The sequence below is a fragment of the Bacillus sp. 1NLA3E genome (genome assembly GCF_000242895.2).
Lineage (GTDB): Bacteria > Bacillota > Bacilli > Bacillales > Cytobacillaceae > Bacillus_BU.
In genome coordinates, this window is the sequence record NC_021171.1 from 3,968,400 (window position 1) to 3,983,546 (window position 15,147).

At 39.1% G+C, this 15,147-nt stretch carries 13 protein-coding genes and 1 riboswitch; of the genes, 4 read left to right on the top strand and 9 right to left on the bottom strand.

Going from position 1 to position 15,147, the window contains the following annotated elements:
• The first annotated feature begins 255 nt into the window (after positions 1-255).
• Positions 256-1,521, top strand: a complete 1,266-nt coding sequence (locus B1NLA3E_RS19105; RefSeq protein WP_015595457.1) for an FAD-dependent oxidoreductase — start codon at positions 256-258, stop codon at positions 1,519-1,521.
• Positions 1,522-1,850: 329 nt separating this feature from the next.
• Positions 1,851-2,729 (top strand): hydrogenase small subunit, encoded by an 879-nt coding sequence (locus B1NLA3E_RS19110; RefSeq protein ID WP_015595458.1) that lies wholly within the window; start codon positions 1,851-1,853, stop codon positions 2,727-2,729.
• A 54-nt stretch (positions 2,730-2,783) separates the two neighbouring features.
• Here B1NLA3E_RS19110 and B1NLA3E_RS19115 read toward each other — a convergent pair whose 3' ends face one another.
• Both B1NLA3E_RS19115 and B1NLA3E_RS19120 read right to left on the bottom strand, forming a co-directional pair.
• The gene (locus tag B1NLA3E_RS19115; protein ID WP_015595459.1) at positions 2,784-3,383 is read right to left on the bottom strand and encodes a cell wall hydrolase; all 600 of its coding nucleotides are present in this window, start codon (positions 3,381-3,383) and stop codon (positions 2,784-2,786) included.
• 307 nt (positions 3,384-3,690) lie between these two features.
• Positions 3,691-4,887: an MFS transporter gene (locus B1NLA3E_RS19120; RefSeq protein ID WP_015595460.1), complete on the bottom strand. Its 1,197-nt coding sequence runs from the start codon at positions 4,885-4,887 to the stop codon at positions 3,691-3,693.
• Between the two features lie 220 nt (positions 4,888-5,107).
• Here B1NLA3E_RS19120 and B1NLA3E_RS19125 point away from each other — a divergent pair, with 220 nt between their 5' ends.
• Together B1NLA3E_RS19125 and B1NLA3E_RS19130 are read left to right on the top strand one after the other, a co-directional pair.
• Positions 5,108-5,293, top strand: coding sequence for a hypothetical protein (locus tag B1NLA3E_RS19125; RefSeq protein WP_041580691.1), 186 nt, complete (start codon positions 5,108-5,110; stop codon positions 5,291-5,293).
• Positions 5,294-5,466: 173 nt separating this feature from the next.
• Complete coding sequence (locus tag B1NLA3E_RS19130) at positions 5,467-7,563, top strand: transglycosylase domain-containing protein (protein ID WP_015595462.1); 2,097 nt, start codon at positions 5,467-5,469, stop codon at positions 7,561-7,563.
• A 98-nt stretch (positions 7,564-7,661) separates the two neighbouring features.
• On the opposite strand, the gene B1NLA3E_RS19135 is transcribed toward B1NLA3E_RS19130, so the two are convergent.
• From B1NLA3E_RS19135 to B1NLA3E_RS19165, 7 genes are all read right to left on the bottom strand, one after another.
• A complete protein-coding gene (locus B1NLA3E_RS19135; RefSeq protein WP_041580692.1) occupies positions 7,662-8,975 on the bottom strand; it encodes an O-antigen ligase family protein in 1,314 nt (437 codons plus the stop codon).
• A 180-nt stretch (positions 8,976-9,155) separates the two neighbouring features.
• Complete coding sequence (locus B1NLA3E_RS19140) at positions 9,156-10,109, bottom strand: DMT family transporter (RefSeq protein ID WP_015595464.1); 954 nt, start codon at positions 10,107-10,109, stop codon at positions 9,156-9,158.
• Between the two features lie 166 nt (positions 10,110-10,275).
• A complete protein-coding gene (gene thiE, locus B1NLA3E_RS19145; RefSeq protein WP_015595465.1) occupies positions 10,276-10,932 on the bottom strand; it encodes a thiamine phosphate synthase in 657 nt (218 codons plus the stop codon).
• 10 nt (positions 10,933-10,942) lie between these two features.
• On the bottom strand, positions 10,943-11,752 hold the full coding sequence (thiD, locus tag B1NLA3E_RS19150) for a bifunctional hydroxymethylpyrimidine kinase/phosphomethylpyrimidine kinase (RefSeq protein ID WP_015595466.1): 810 nt from the start codon (positions 11,750-11,752) through the stop codon (positions 10,943-10,945).
• Positions 11,753-11,770: 18 nt separating this feature from the next.
• Positions 11,771-12,577 carry a hydroxyethylthiazole kinase gene (thiM, locus tag B1NLA3E_RS19155; RefSeq protein ID WP_015595467.1) on the bottom strand — a complete coding sequence of 269 codons (807 nt, stop codon included), beginning with the start codon at positions 12,575-12,577 and terminating at the stop codon, positions 11,771-11,773.
• Between the two features lie 469 nt (positions 12,578-13,046).
• Complete coding sequence (locus tag B1NLA3E_RS19160) at positions 13,047-14,321, bottom strand: IS110 family transposase (RefSeq protein WP_015592437.1); 1,275 nt, start codon at positions 14,319-14,321, stop codon at positions 13,047-13,049.
• A 338-nt stretch (positions 14,322-14,659) separates the two neighbouring features.
• Positions 14,660-14,769, bottom strand: a riboswitch (TPP riboswitch).
• Between the two features lie 107 nt (positions 14,770-14,876).
• Entirely contained in the window at positions 14,877-15,143 is a 267-nt protein-coding gene (locus B1NLA3E_RS19165) for a phosphocarrier protein HPr (RefSeq protein ID WP_041580693.1), read from the bottom strand.
• Between the last annotated feature and the right edge of the window lie 4 nt (positions 15,144-15,147).

A 15,147-nucleotide genomic window follows, 5' to 3' on the forward strand; every position in this document is an offset into this window, starting at 1 on the left:
TTATAAGCTGCGTTAAAGCTCAATGTTGATTTTTTGCACAATGTTGATTGGAGTGGAAGGCGCGAAGACTCCTGCGGGAGCAGCGGGACAGGTGAGACCCCACAGGCGCTTAGTGCCGAGGAGGCTCACCGCCCGCCCCGCGGAAAGCGAGTGCCTGGAACGGAAATCAACATTCTAGTTTAACACAGCCTAATTATAAGTAAACCATAATGTAATAATAGTCCATTGACCTACTTAGGATTGGAGATGTTGAATATGTCAGTTCATGAAGTAATTGTGTATAGTAGTACAGGCTGCCCACATTGTGAAAAGGTAAAAGCACAACTTAAGGATTGGGGAATTGAATATGAAGAACGGAACGCCTCCGTTCACAAACAATATTTCGATGAATTAAGAGAACGTAAAATAATGGGTACTCCAGCAACTTTAATAGACGGAAAACTAGTTTTAGGATTCCAACTGAAAAAGTTCAAAAAACTATTGGAAATTTCTGAGGAACTATCCCTCCCAGTTACAAATGCCCCAGCACCTGAAAAAATAGATTCAGACTCAGTTTTCAAACCAGTTACAGCTGAAGTATTAGGCCAGGTATATGACCTAGTAACTATCGGAGGCGGTCCTGCAGGAGCTTCGGCAGCGGTCTATGCCGCACGAGGAAAGTTAAAAACACTTGTTATCGACAAAGCACCTAAAGCCGGTACGCTTGCGATTACTCACAAAATCGCCAATTATCCCGGCGTTCGTGAAGAAGTTACGGGACTGGAACTTTTAAATCGTATGCAAGCCCAAGCAAACGATTTTGGAGCAGAATTTGTCCGATCAACCGTCCTTTCGATTGATTTTTCAGAGGACCTAAAAAAAATTGTGGTTGCAGAAGGAACCATCCAAGCGAAAAGTGTTTTTATTGCAGTTGGTGCGAAGGCTCCATCAAGCAAAATTACCGGAGAAGAAGAATTTACTGGTCGTGGCGTAAGTTATTGTTCCACATGCGACGCAGCCTTTTATCAGGATCGAATTGTTGCCGTTGTAGGTGATAACGATGAAGCGATCCATGAGGCTGAAACGCTCGCGAAATATTGTAAGACTGTGAAATTGTTAATTCCGACTGAACATGTTAAGGGAGATACAGACCTAACTATACTTGAAAGCAAACCAAATGTGGAAATCTACAAACGTTTCCGTTTAAGAGAAATCAAAGGTACAGATAGCGTTGAGAAACTTGTTATCCTTGATAATAATAAAACGGAGCAAGTTTGGGATGTTGATGGAGTTTTCTTGTACCTAGGCGGAATGAAGCCTGGAACTGACTTTTTGAAAGATGCAATCAAACGGGATGAGGAAGGCTATATTTTGGTCGACGATCTTCTTCGCACAAGTGTTGATGGGGTATTTGCTGGTGGAGATGCCAGAAGAACTCCGATTAAACAAGCGGTTATTTCTGCTGCTGATGGAGCAATCGCTGCATTAAGCGCAGAACAACACGTGAATAAACGTTCTAAACTTCGTCCGCAATATAGTTAAAATATAGTGCCTGAACCTCTTAGCGATGAAACATTTCCGCTTAAGGGGTCAGGTCTGTTTATTTTTGGGGGATTTTCTAAAAGATTGTTGTTTTTTTAATAGCTTTTTGGAAAGGGAACCTCTTAAAAGAAAGCTGATTGGAGCGTAAGGTGCGAGACTCCTGCGGGAGCAGCGGGACAGGTGAGACCCCACAGGCGCTTTAGCGCCGAGGAGGCTCACCGCCCGCCCCTAAGGTGCGCGAGCATCCTGGAGCGGAAATCAACCACTCTTTTTTTTAGTAAATAGCAACAAAGGTTACGAAAACAGCCATTTTTTAAGGAGGATATCGCATGAATGACATGCTTTCGAGTGAACCAGACTTTGAAAGCTTACTCGGCATAAATCAAGTTGAGCTAAGAAATTTATCAAATAAGAATCGGTTACCAGTTCTATGGATGAGTGCTCAAGATTGTACAGGTTGCCTTGAATCCTTTATCCGTTCCGCATTTGTTAATATTAATGACCTCCTACAGGACTTGATTTCTCTCGAGTATAGTGAGCTTTTGTCCATTGCCAGTGGCGAACAATTAGAAAAACATAAGGACAAAGTTATTGAAGAAAATAAGGGAGAATATATCTTGATCATAGAGGGGAGTATTCCAGAGTCCGATGACTTTTTAACTGTCGGTGGCCACTCAATTAAAGAAGATATTCTTCATGCTGCCCACCATGCGAAAGCCATACTAGCGTTTGGTAGTTGTTCCTCTTGGGGCGGAATTGCTGCAGCTTCACCAAATCCGACCGGGGCAGTACCAATAACAGAGTTAATTAAAGATGTTCCAATCGCTTTGATCCCAGGTTGTCCTCCTATTGCCGAAATAATGGTAGGTACTCTTCTTCACATACATACAAATGGATGTCTTCCCGAATTAGATAAAAAGGGACGCCCCAAAAAGTTTTATCAATATACTGTCCATCAACAGTGTCATCGGAAGCCTTACTTTGATCAAAAGCTATTTGTTGAGTCATACGATGACGAAGGAGCACATAAGGACTATTGTTTGTTTAAGTTAGGCTGTAGAGGACCGTCCACGTTTAACTCGTGTGAATGTATGGGCTGGAATGGCGGATTGGGTTCTCCTATAATGGCTGGAGCAGCTTGTATCGGCTGTTCCGAAAAAGGCTTTTGGGATAAAGGGACATTGTGTTCCAGAAAAACTAAAGTGTAAAAAAAGTGCCTGACCTCTATTCCGATATAGGGTCAGGCACTCTTATATACTATTTTATTTTGCAAATCGATGGTTCCCGATTGTAACTGTTACTTCACGAGAAAAAATCCACTGACTTACTGCTTTATTAGGGTTATAGAAAAATAAAGAACCTTTGCCTTGACCTCTAAATGCCAACGCTTCGTTTACTGCTTGTTTTGCTGATGCATCGGCTGCTTGGTTAATCGCGCCATTTTGAACCGGTGTAAATGCATAATACCCGTTTGACTTTTGGTAAATTACCTCTTTTACCGTATTAGGGAAATCTGGACTATCCACTCTATTTAAGATAACAGTTGCAACTGCAACCTTCCCTGCATATGGTTCACCTTTTGCTTCGGCATTTACTAGTCTTGCCATCATATCTTTTTCTACTGGTGTAATCGTAGAATCAGGGATTACTAGACTTTGTCCTGGATAGATTAAATCACTTGTTTTATTATTCGTCTTTTTAATATTTGCAACAGGAACACCGTATTTGGTTGCAATCTTCCAGTAAGAATCACCTGATTGTACTTGGTAGGATGAAGCAGCTTCTGATTGATGATTTATTGTAAATAATGATACTGAAAGTGATAGGACCGTTGTAATAACTAGTTTTTTTATGTTTTTCATTTGATAACCTCCTAGTATTCTTGTTTATCGCTCTACTAGTAGGCTACCATCTGTAATATCCTTATTCATTCACCAAAATTTGGTAGGAATAAAATAGGCTGTTTATGTCTTACCACAACAGCTTTCCTAAAAAAATTGGAATGATCCTCCATGACACTAAATCTCCCAAACATAACCAATCTCATCAAAAAAAGGGTCAATCATTACAACATATTTCACCATTGTAACATTAAAATCCTAAATCCTTGAAAAATACACCTGACCACAAAGAAGCGTTTTTACGTTTTCCCATTGGGTCAGGCACGGCTTAGTTCTCACGTTTTTTCATTAAAAAAATAATATATAGAAGGATCGCAATTAATACTGACATTGCTGACGTAATGTAGATACTATCATATCCAAACAGGTGCCCGATTTGCCCAAACGCCATAGCACCAACCCCTATTCCTAAATCAAAAAAGGAGAAGAAGGTAGCATTAGCCATTCCCTTTCGGTGTATCGGGGCCCTTTCAACAGACCAAGCCTGCAAAGCTGGTTGAACGGTTCCAAATCCAAGTCCGTATAGAATGGCAGCACAATAAAGAACCATGCTATTAGGAAGCCACGCCAACAAAACCATTGCCCCCATGACTAAAACAGTACCAGGAATGAAAACGGCTTGATGCCCTTTTCGATCGTATAATTGTCCAGCAAAAAATCGGCTTACCATTAGCGATAGCGCATAGAAAAGAAAATACCATTGTATTCCCGATATTCCTTTTTGTGCAGTATATAATGGGAGGAACGTGGCAATACCCCCGAAAGTGATCGTGATGAAAAATAAAAGAATGGATGGTGGCAATGCACTTTTTTCGTAAAGATCCAACTTTCTTGTAACCGTATTTTGCTGGTGTTTCTCCACTTTTTTAAATTTTATCGTGGATGCTAAAAGAAAAGCTGTTATGCCAAGACCTGCACAGATTAAAAACAATTGCTTGAAGGTCATTATTCCAGCTATAGCTAAACCCAACGAAGGTCCCATTGCCATTGCAAGATTTCCGGATAAACCATAATAACCCATCCCTTCCCCACGCCTACTTTGGGGGATCAGATCCGTTGCGATGGTACCTGATGCAGTCGTCGAAAAGCCCCATCCAACCCCTTGAACTATTCGCATCACAAATAGAAAGGTAATCCCCATCGCAAATCCATATGACCCGACAGATACAACAAAAATGGACATTCCAAATAAATATACAAACCTTCTCCCCTTCGATTCCAAAGCATGACCAGCAAATGGACGTAGCAGCAAAGCCGAAAAAGTGAATATCCCGACAACAAATCCGATTAATTGATCATTCCCCCCTAAGTGCTCCACAAAAAGTGGGATGGTTGGCAGGGTCATTTGAAATCCTAGAAATACAAAAAAGTTTGCAAAAAGGATTCGTACAAAATCTTTAGTCCATATCTTTTCATTTTCTTTATTATTAATATTTATCTTTTCTTTCGTTAATGGTTGATTCATAAATGCCCTTCTCTCTTTGTAGCTTCCAAGAATAGTCTACCTCATTATATTTCGGTTTACTAATTAATTTTATTATACAAGAAGGCAGCACAAAATAGAAATTGACCCAACCTAAATAGTATAAAATTCCCATTTAGAATAAATAATAAGAAAAACTTGTAGAGGTGAGAACAAAACATGGGATTATTTGAGGCGTACAACCAATGGAAGGTCTCAAGGTATGAAAATCATGTCTCTAATATGGAATCACAAAATAAATGCCCTGACTGCAATGGAAGAGGCTATCATTCCTACCCTGCGAATGAATTTGTTTACTACTCCAATCCATCCGAATGTCCGGGCTGCAACGGAAGTGGTCTATTTACCGATTGGACCGGGCTTAAATAAGAAGAAAAAAAGTGCCTGACCCCCAGTGCAGTAATGCGTTCCCGTACTGGGGGTCAGGCACCTTTTGTTGTATTAATGTTTTAACGCACGAGTAACATCATATTTTTCTAGTTTGTTTTTGCCAAGATGAAGATATTGAGAGTAAAATGAATGAAGTAGAAAAATTACTATCATTAGGTCTGGAGAACAATCATGCAATTATTTCATTCTTTACAAGCAGCTCTCATCCGTTTTTGGAGAAAAAACCATATCACCCAATTTTTTTTATTACTTTGTTTAACCGCGGTTTTACTGACCATTTTATTTTTTGCTTTTATGGCTAGCAGGGCTAATGTTCAAACATTAAAAGACGGCCTGGAGCAGTCAACGATTATTTACGACAAGGACGGGGAAAACGCCACGACTTTATCAACCAATCGAACCGAAGGGGTAAAGATTGAAGAACTCCCTAACCATGTTAAAAATGCCGTTGTTGCCATTGAAGATGAACGCTTTTACGAACATAATGGTTTTGATATTAGGGGGATAGCTCGGGCCTTTTTTAGCAATTTATTTTCGTTAAGTATAACGGGTGGTGGCAGTACCATTACTCAACAGTTAACGAAGAATGCCCTCCTATCACCAGAACAAACCTATAAACGGAAAATTGAGGAATTGTTCCTGGCAGTAGAAATCGAAAAGTATTACAAAAAGGACGAAATCCTCCAAATGTATTTAAATCAAGTGTATTTTGGGAGTGGCGCTTGGGGAATTGGTCATGCATCAGAAAAATACTATAATAAACCGATTGAACAGGTATCGATCAGTGAAGCGGCTCTTTTAGCTGGATTATTGCAGTCTCCATCCGCTTTAGATCCATACAACCACTACGACAGAGCCATTAAAAGACGCAATATTGTCTTAGGTAAAATGAAGGAATTGGGCATGATTTCGAAAACCGAATATAACACCGCCATCAACGAAAACATTAAATTAGAAGACGGCGGCGGAAGTTATATTGAACGTAAGTATCCCTATTATGTTGACGCTGTTTTAAATGAAGCCATTTCTAAATACGGACTTACTCAAGATGAAATTTTAACAAGAGGGTATCGGATTTACACTGAAATGGATCAAAATATCCAATCTTCCCTTGAAAAAGTTTACGCAAGAACCGCTTTATTTCCAAAAAATAGAGACAGCTCGACTTTAGTTCAAAGTGGTGCCGTTCTACTCGATGCGAGCTCTGGCGGAATCCGCGGTGTAATCGGTGGACGAGGGGGCTATGTGTTTCGCGGCTTCAATCGTGCTACTCAATTAAAGGCTCAACCGGGATCAACGTTAAAACCATTAGCTGTTTACACCCCGGCTCTTGAAGAGGGGTATGAGGCTACTTCGATGCTGGTAGATAAACCGATGTCATTTAGCAGCTATCATCCGGAGAACGCCTCAAAAACCTATCAAGGAGAAATCCCGATGTACAAAGCTGTTGAGAACTCTGTCAATCTACCAGCTGTTTGGCTTTTAAATAAAATTGGTTTAGAAAAAGGTCTCGATTCTTTGAAGAGGTTTGGGATTCCGTATGAAAAGGAAGACGAGCACCTAGCAGTTGCTCTCGGTGGGATGCATAAAGGGGTTTCACCTCAGGAAATGGCTGAAGCCTATTCTACTTTTCCAAACGGAGGAAAACGGACAGACAGCCATTTTATCATAAAAATTGTCGGTCCTACTGGTACCGTTATTGCTGAAAGAAAAGAGGAAACAAAAAAAGTTACGTCCAAACAAGTTGCGGATGACATGACCTCCATGTTACTAAATGTAGTTGAAACAGGCACCGGACAACGAACAAAGATGACCAATGTTCAAATTGCCGGAAAAACAGGCTCAACTCAGCTTCCCTACAACGATATAAATGGGACAAAAGATCAGTGGTTTGTTGGGTATACGCCAAATCTTGTCGGTGCGGTATGGCTTGGCTATGACATGACCGATCGTGAGCATTATTTACCCAACAGTAGCTCAGATACAGTAGTACCAATCTTTAGAGCTATTATGGAGCAGTCGCTTCCCTATGTAGAACAAGGGAAATTTGATGCAGAATCCGTAAACGCACAGCTAGCTAAAAAAGATTACACCCAAAAGGTCATTAAAGATAAAACAGAAGAAGTGAAGAAAAAAGCGCAGGAGATTGAAGGCATAATAAAAGAAGAAAGTCCAAAATGGAAACAAAACTTAGAGGCTGGAATAGAGAGCCTTATTGAGATTGGCAAAAATTTAAAAAATGTAATTACTCAAGTAACACAAAGATAAATCATATAATCTAATTCAAAAAGAGGTATTGAAACAAAGTGTATTAAATCATGTCTGCACTTTGTTCCGATACCTCTTTCTTTTATGTAGTTTGGCTTTTATTTCTGACTCTCTCTAGTTTCCTCACCCGAATCTTGCTTCACTTCAATATTCAGATACAAGGTTGATACTGCCATCGTCATTCCTAAAACAGCCCAAAATATTGGGGCTACGGGAACTGTGCTTATATTAAAAAATGCTTGAACAAGGTAGGAAAAGATCGCTGAAATTAAACCGTACAGGAGGATTTTCTCCTTGTCCATCTGAACATTTTTAACGGCTTTAAAGGCATTTCTTAAAATAACAAATAGTAAATATAGATACGTTAAAAGTGCCGGGACACCCAATGTAATTGCCATTTGTAAATACTCATTATGAGCTTTATCGACAATCATATCACCGAAAAACCCCTTCTTTTCCTGATCATTTGGGAATACATAGGCAAAAGTGTCTGGCCCTGAACCAACCCAGAAATATTTCGGGACTAACGGTAACGATTTTTTCCATATAAACAAGCGGAAAGAACCCTCTTCGCCCGTACTTTTATCAGTAACAATACGATAGGAATCAGAAAAGAGTGTACCGACCCGATTGTAAAGACTCCCTTTTTCAGCAATATTAATCAAGACTACTAAAAGGGTTAACGTAATTAATAATGTTGCCCATTTCTTCCAAAGATATTTTCTCTTCATAATCACAAAGAAAGAGACAAATATTATTCCACAAAATACCCCTACCCAACCACTTCTCGTCCCAGAAAAAAGGAGCGCGATAAAAGCTAAGCTAATTGTAATTAAATAAAAGGATGAACGGGATTTTTTCTGAGCATTTAAATAAACCGAAATCGTTAACATGATCACTAAAACAAGGTAAGAGCCAAAAAAATTGGGGTTATCAAAAAAAGCGTAGCTCCGTACTTCGTTATAATACATCGGAGTTCTGGGCAGGAAATCTAAGAAATAATGCTGTAAGATTCCATAAATCGAAACAATTACAGACACGATCGCCATTTCCGACATCACTTTTTTTAATTTTTGTTCATTGATAAGCCGATATGAAAATAGTAAGACGCTACAATAAGAGGTGAAAGCCAAAAGTCCTTCATAACGGTTTAGCTTACCATAGACGGACACCACTGGATTTACTGAAAAAATAGTGGAAATTCCCACTAAACATAAAAAAATGATCACAATTATTTCAATTGATAAATATGGTTCTATAAAATTAGGTTTCCATGACTTCCTTTTAAAAACAATATATAGCCAAGTACATAAAACGAATACTTCCAAATAATAATACTTGGGCATCGTATAATATCGTTCAATCCCCCATGGGTAGATTAGTAAAGGAAACAACAGAGTAAACCAATACATCGATGAAAACCCCTTTAAGTAGAACTATAGAACCAATCTCCTAAATTCCCTAATTCTATTTTCCAATAAAGGGAATCCTCCTAATTAATTACTATTTTTTATATAGTTATTTTATTATTTCATTTAACTTGAAGCTATTCAATATGTATCACCAACTGGACAGATTAATTTTGACGAATATTAATCTGCCTTTAAGGAATGATAATTTGAATGTTTTGCCTTTTCGTGTTTAGAATTCCCCTTTGATTTTTTTGAGGAAAGAATCACACCGGAAACAACGATGAATCCCCCCACAATTTGATACCAGTACAAATTTTCATCAGTAAATACTGTCGCAAAAATGGTTGCAAATACTGGTAGCAAGTTTAGAAAAACACCAGACTTAGATGCACCTATTTTTGATACTCCAATATTCCAGGAAAGAAAGGCAATAATTGATGCTAAAATACCTACATAAAGAATGATGAATACGGAAAAGGGCTGAATTAAAACGGACTGGTTTGAATGGTTTAATTCCAACAAGCTCAAAGGGAGCAAAAACAGTACACCAACAAATGAAGTGATGTATAAAGTAGTAAGGGTTGGCAAGACAGTAGAATACTTTTTAATAATGACTGAATAAATTGCCCAAAAAATCACTGCGACCACTACAAACAAATCTCCTTGGTTAAAAGAAAAAGATTGTAATGACTGTAAAGCACCTTTTGAGAGGATAAACGCAACTCCAATGATCGATACAATAATTCCAACACCTTGGTAAGAGTTGAGTTTTTCTTTAAGAATGAATACAGAAAAAAAGGTGATAAACAACGGGGTTGTTGAATTCACAACCGCGGCATTAATTGAGGTTGTATAGTGTAATGAAAAGTAAATGATTGTATTGTAGCCTGCAATTCCCGTTACAGATAGTAACAGCAAAATCCATTTATGATTCCTAAGAATACGCCAATCTGATTTAAGACGATTTCTCATAAATAGCGACAATACTAGAAATGCCAAAAGCCATCTTAGTAGCGAAAAAGTTAGCGGCGGAAAGTAATCTGCTGCAACACGACCGATGACAAAATTTCCACCCCAAATCATATTCGCAAGAATAAGCAGTAAATAAGGATAATTTCCTTTAAATGAATTCAAACTTGAAACCCTCCTTCTTTTTAATTCCGATTCAATAACTCTTTGCCATATAAATGATTCATTTTAAAAGTCATTTCATTTTTATTGTTTTAATATAACATTTTTAAAATTTTCAGTCTTTATTTTCAAAAAAATAAGGAACGAATTGAGTTCGCTCCCTCCATCTTTACTTATATGAAACAAGATTTCTTATTTTCCTAGCCGCTTCCCTTACCGAATCTGCTGCACTAATCGCACTAATTACGGCTACTCCATCTGCCCCAGCTTGAAATACAGATGCACTATTTTCATGATTGATCCCCCCGATTCCAACAATCGGAATGTTAAAACCCGTTTGCCTTAACGTTTGGATAAGCGTAAATCCGGCAGCCTCCTTAGCGTCTTCTTTTGTTTTCGTAGGAAACACCGGACCAAGCCCAAGATAGTCTGCCCCATATCGCATGGCAATTTCTGCTTCAGCAAGGGAGTGTGCTGAAACACCAAGGATTTTATCACCAATTCGATTCCTTACTGTTTTAATTGATTCATCCTCCTGACCAATATGAACACCGTCAGCATCGAGCAAGAGGGCTAAATCCACATCATCATTAACAATAAACGGAATTTGATTCTCTCGGCAAATACTTTGAAGTTCATAGGCTAATTCGAGCTTTTCTGCCCCGATAAGCGATCCCGTTCCTTTCTCACGGAATTGAAAAAGAGAAATCCCCCCAGCTATTGCCTCAGCTAACACTTCTGCAGGCTGTTTCGAACAATTCATACTACCTACGATAAAATAAACCTGTAAAAGCTCTTTTAATTTTTCACTATGAATCCGCGCCACGTAAGCATCACTACTCCTTACCTAATCTTCTTTTATAAGCCCAATGATTTGTCGGCCCATGGCCCTGCCCAATATGGAGATCATCTTCAATTGCAGCTTGGATAAAATCCTTCGCTTTGGCAACAGCCTCGTAGACACTTTTCCCTTGTGCAAGTTCTGCGGTAATTGCCGCCGAAAAAGTGCAGCCTGTTCCATGAGTATTTTTTGTTAATGCCCTTTTACTTTTAAAATAAATAAACTCTTGTCCATCAAATAATACATCAACCGCTTCATGTGGATCCTCATCATGGCCACCCTTAAGGACAACATGCTTCGCTCCTAAATCTACTAGTTTTCTAGCAGCCTCTTTTTTATCATCAAGAGTTTGGATTTTCATCCCTGTCAGTACTTCTGCTTCGGGAATATTGGGAGTCACTATCATCGAGAGCGGCAACAAATGTCTTTTTAGCGCAGTGATGGCCTCATTTTGCAGTAGCGAAGCTCCCCCTTTTGCGATCATCACTGGATCAACAACAACTTTTCCCCACTGATAAGTCCTGATTTTTTCAGATACAGCTTCAATAATTTCCGCGTTAAATAACATTCCTGTCTTTACAGCGTCGGCCCCCATATCTTCACCAATCGCTTGAATCTGTCGGGAAACCGCTTCTGCTGTTAGCGGATAGACACCATGAACACCTAATGTATTTTGGGCTGTAACAGCTGTTAGCGCCGACATCCCAAACACACCTAATTCTTGGAACGTTTTAAGGTCCGCTTGAATCCCTGCTCCGCCGCCACTATCTGAGCCTGCTATCGTTAAAGCCTTCTTAGTCACCATTGTAAAATTACCTTCTCTCTAAATCTTTTCAAATCTACTAAATTCCATAATTTCAGAGGATGAAGCCTGATAAAGCTGATTTAATAATTCAATTTGAAAGCTTCCAGGTCCACTATGAGCGGTTTTCTCTGCCGCGATTTCTGCAGCGATTCCATAAAAAGATAAAGCAGCAACTGAAGCAACCATCAAGTCCTTTTCAACAGCAGCAAATGCTGCAATAACAGAGGTTAATAGACAACCTGTACCCGTTACCCTTGTCAGGATTGGATGGCCATTTTGAATGACATAGGTAGTTTCTCCGTCTGAAACCACGTCATCCTTCCCGGTTGCGATCACGACGGTGTTTAGTTTTTTTGCAGTGGAAACGACTAAATCCGTGACATTCCCCTGGGAATTTCCTGCATCTACTCCTTTCACAATCCAATTTTCTCCTGCCACATTGGCAACCTCGGCAGCATTGCCCCTAATGATTGAAAAGTTAACGTCTTCAATTAATTTTCGTGCAGTTTCGGTACGGTAGGGTGTCGCCCCCGCACCAACTGGATCTAACACAACGGGTATGCCTTGCTCATTTGCTGCTTTACCAGCAATGTGCATCGCCTCTACGGTTCTTTCATTAAGAGTTCCCATATTTATAACAAGTGCTTTCGCAATTTTCACCATGTCTGCAACTTCTTTTCGACTATCTGCCATAACTGGAGAGGCACCAAGAGCCAAAAGGCCATTTGCAGTAAAATTTGTTACCACCACGTTGGTAATATTATGAATGAGCGGGTTTTGTTTTCTAACTTGCTCCAATAACTCAACAACCTTTTCCTTGTTCATTTTCATTTCTCCTTATAATTGGCTCTGTTAAACTCCCTCAGTTTAATGCGATTTTCTCCCGAATGCTCGCTAATTCGCAGGATTTCATAGTCCCATATTTTGAATTAACAGTTAAGTGGAATGAATTCAGATCATTATTGGCTCGTGGAGGCATAGTGAAATAAAGGGATAAATAATAACCCCAATTTTTACCATGTGATGTACATGCTCCACGCCGCCCCTGGAGGCTTTCCCTCCCATGTCTCAACGGGTCAATTGCCCTTTCATTCCTTCGTCATGCCTACCCAAGGGGTGGAGGCCAGTCAAGCTAGATTAATGGGTCTATGCCCTTTTGTTTAACAAATCTGGTACTCCGTACATATTTATTATCCTGCGAATAAGCCAGCATTCGGTTTATACAATTCTGTTATCTAATTTATTTTTGGTGTCACATTTAAGAAATCAGATTTAGTTCAAGGTTCTATCGTAACTATGCTGCCAACACAATAATGTGGTTAACTTTTTCAGGACAGTAGAACTCATTTCGGCGAGCGATGCCCACAAAAATCCTCGCAAGTTTCCCAATCAATTTCATGATTGACTTCATTTTCTTCATCTTTTTTACTTTTACATTATAGGAGTGAATTGCTTTAAATTCCGGATTATTCGCTACAAGACTCATTGTAGCTAAATATAGGAAACGTCGTAGTCTAGACCTTCCTCGCTTAGAGATGACAATTTGACCTTTCCACTTCCCTGAACTTGCTTCAGCTAAGTGTAATCCAGCATGGCGAAGCAAAGAATTCCCATGAGAAAAACCACTTAAATCTCCTGCCTCACCTAAAATACCTGCCAATGAAATTACACTAATGCCTTTAATGGCAAGTAATTTATAAGCGAAAGGGATCTTTAATAGAGCATCAGTAACTTGTTCCTCCACTCTTTCGAGTTGTTTTAAAGCTAAATCATATTCCTCTAATAATTGTTCCAAATGAAATTTATAAGCATCAAGTGCTTGCTTTGTTCCAACTGATTTTCCAGCTACCTGAATGAGTAATAGTGCCTTTTTTAAACCAGGTTGTCTCTTCATGATTGATTTCCAACCCATTATTACTTCCTCGGGCTCCATAGTTCCTAATTCTACAGGGGATGGGAATAGACGAAGGGTTGCAATTGCCCCTTTAGCGGTAATATCTTTAAACACCTGTCGGAGTTCGGGAAATACAATATCTACCCACCGATTTAATTGGTTAGTAGAACTTACGAGACGCTTAACAACTACATCACGATTAGACATAAGAACCCTAAGTTTTTCAAATGACTCAGATGTAGGCCTAACCTCAGAGTAGTAACCGTTTTTCACCATATCAGCTATAACCAAAGCATCTTTTTTATCACTTTTAGATTGAGTATTATCACGATTTTCTTTATTTCTTTTTACTAAATAGGGATTTACCGTTACCACTTCAATATTATGCTTAAAAAGCCATTTTGAAAGATTAATCCAATAGTGTCCAGTAGGTTCCATCCCAACAATAGATTCATCTAAATTGTTTATTCTTTGAAGATTATTAATCCATTTTAATAAACTAGAAAATCCTTCTTCATTATTAGTAAATGTAAGTGGATCACCAACTACAATTCCGCGGAAATTAACAGCTCGGGCTACATGTAATTGTTGAGCAATATCTATCCCAACAACAAGATGTTTAACGGAAATTCTTTCTATTAGTTGATTTTGTTTGTTTTGCATTTTAAACTTCAAAGTAGGGTTCCTCCTTAAGGTTGAGTTTGAGTGGTGTCTTACTCATATCTTACTGAGGAGCCCTATTTTTTTCAAACTCGAAAAATAACGTTCTACAGGAATGCTAGAATGTTGATTTCCGTTCCAGGCGCTTCGCTTTCCGCGGGGCGGGCGGTGAGCCTCCTCGGCGCTAAAGCGCCTGCGGGGTCTCACCTGTCCCGCTGCTCCCGCAGGAGTCTCGCGCCTTCCACTCCAATCAACATTGTGCAAAAAATCGACATTGAGCTTTAATACAGCCTATAAAATAGTAAAAAGCCAGATCCAATAAGGACCTGGCTTTAGTGAGTGAAAGAATTACAGAAACATTTCCACTACTTTCCTACGCTGGTTTAATCCAGATCAGGTCCGAAGGGTTAAAAAACGCTGCCGTTTTTTTCTCAGCCTATTTAAGGCACCCCTAGTAGTTACTTATTATTTTTACATGTCGTAAATATAATAGCTTTTATCATCTTTCCTGTAAACAATTTTCTTTTATATTCTAAATCTTCATACTTTAATACACTTTGCCGATTGAGCCTACTCACCCAATTCGTTAGCTTTGATGATTTCATCAATTTTTTCTATTGCTTGGACTTCATCCACTCCGTCAGCAGCAATTTTAATCGTGGCCCCTTCTGGAATTCCTAATGACATGACACCCATAATGGACTTTAAGTTAACTTTCTTCTCTTTATATTCAAGCGAAACTTCGGCTTGGAAAGGTGCCATGGAGCTTACTAATATTGTCGCTGGACGAGCATGAACCCCCGCATGACTTGTTATCAAATAGCGTTTTTCCAACATGACC

Coding starts and splice junctions, on each gene's coding strand:
- B1NLA3E_RS19105 (WP_015595457.1), top strand. CDS start 256: ATGTCAGTTCATGAAGTAATTGTGTATAGTAGTACAGGCTGCCCACAT.
- B1NLA3E_RS19110 (WP_015595458.1), top strand. CDS start 1,851: ATGAATGACATGCTTTCGAGTGAACCAGACTTTGAAAGCTTACTCGGC.
- B1NLA3E_RS19115 (WP_015595459.1), bottom strand. CDS start 3,383: ATGAAAAACATAAAAAAACTAGTTATTACAACGGTCCTATCACTTTCA.
- B1NLA3E_RS19120 (WP_015595460.1), bottom strand. CDS start 4,887: ATGAATCAACCATTAACGAAAGAAAAGATAAATATTAATAATAAAGAA.
- B1NLA3E_RS19125 (WP_041580691.1), top strand. CDS start 5,108: ATGAAAATCATGTCTCTAATATGGAATCACAAAATAAATGCCCTGACT.
- B1NLA3E_RS19130 (WP_015595462.1), top strand. CDS start 5,467: ATGCAATTATTTCATTCTTTACAAGCAGCTCTCATCCGTTTTTGGAGA.
- B1NLA3E_RS19135 (WP_041580692.1), bottom strand. CDS start 8,975: ATGTATTGGTTTACTCTGTTGTTTCCTTTACTAATCTACCCATGGGGG.
- thiD (WP_015595466.1), bottom strand. CDS start 11,752: ATGGTGACTAAGAAGGCTTTAACGATAGCAGGCTCAGATAGTGGCGGC.
- thiM (WP_015595467.1), bottom strand. CDS start 12,577: ATGAACAAGGAAAAGGTTGTTGAGTTATTGGAGCAAGTTAGAAAACAA.
- B1NLA3E_RS19165 (WP_041580693.1), bottom strand. CDS start 15,143: ATGTTGGAAAAACGCTATTTGATAACAAGTCATGCGGGGGTTCATGCT.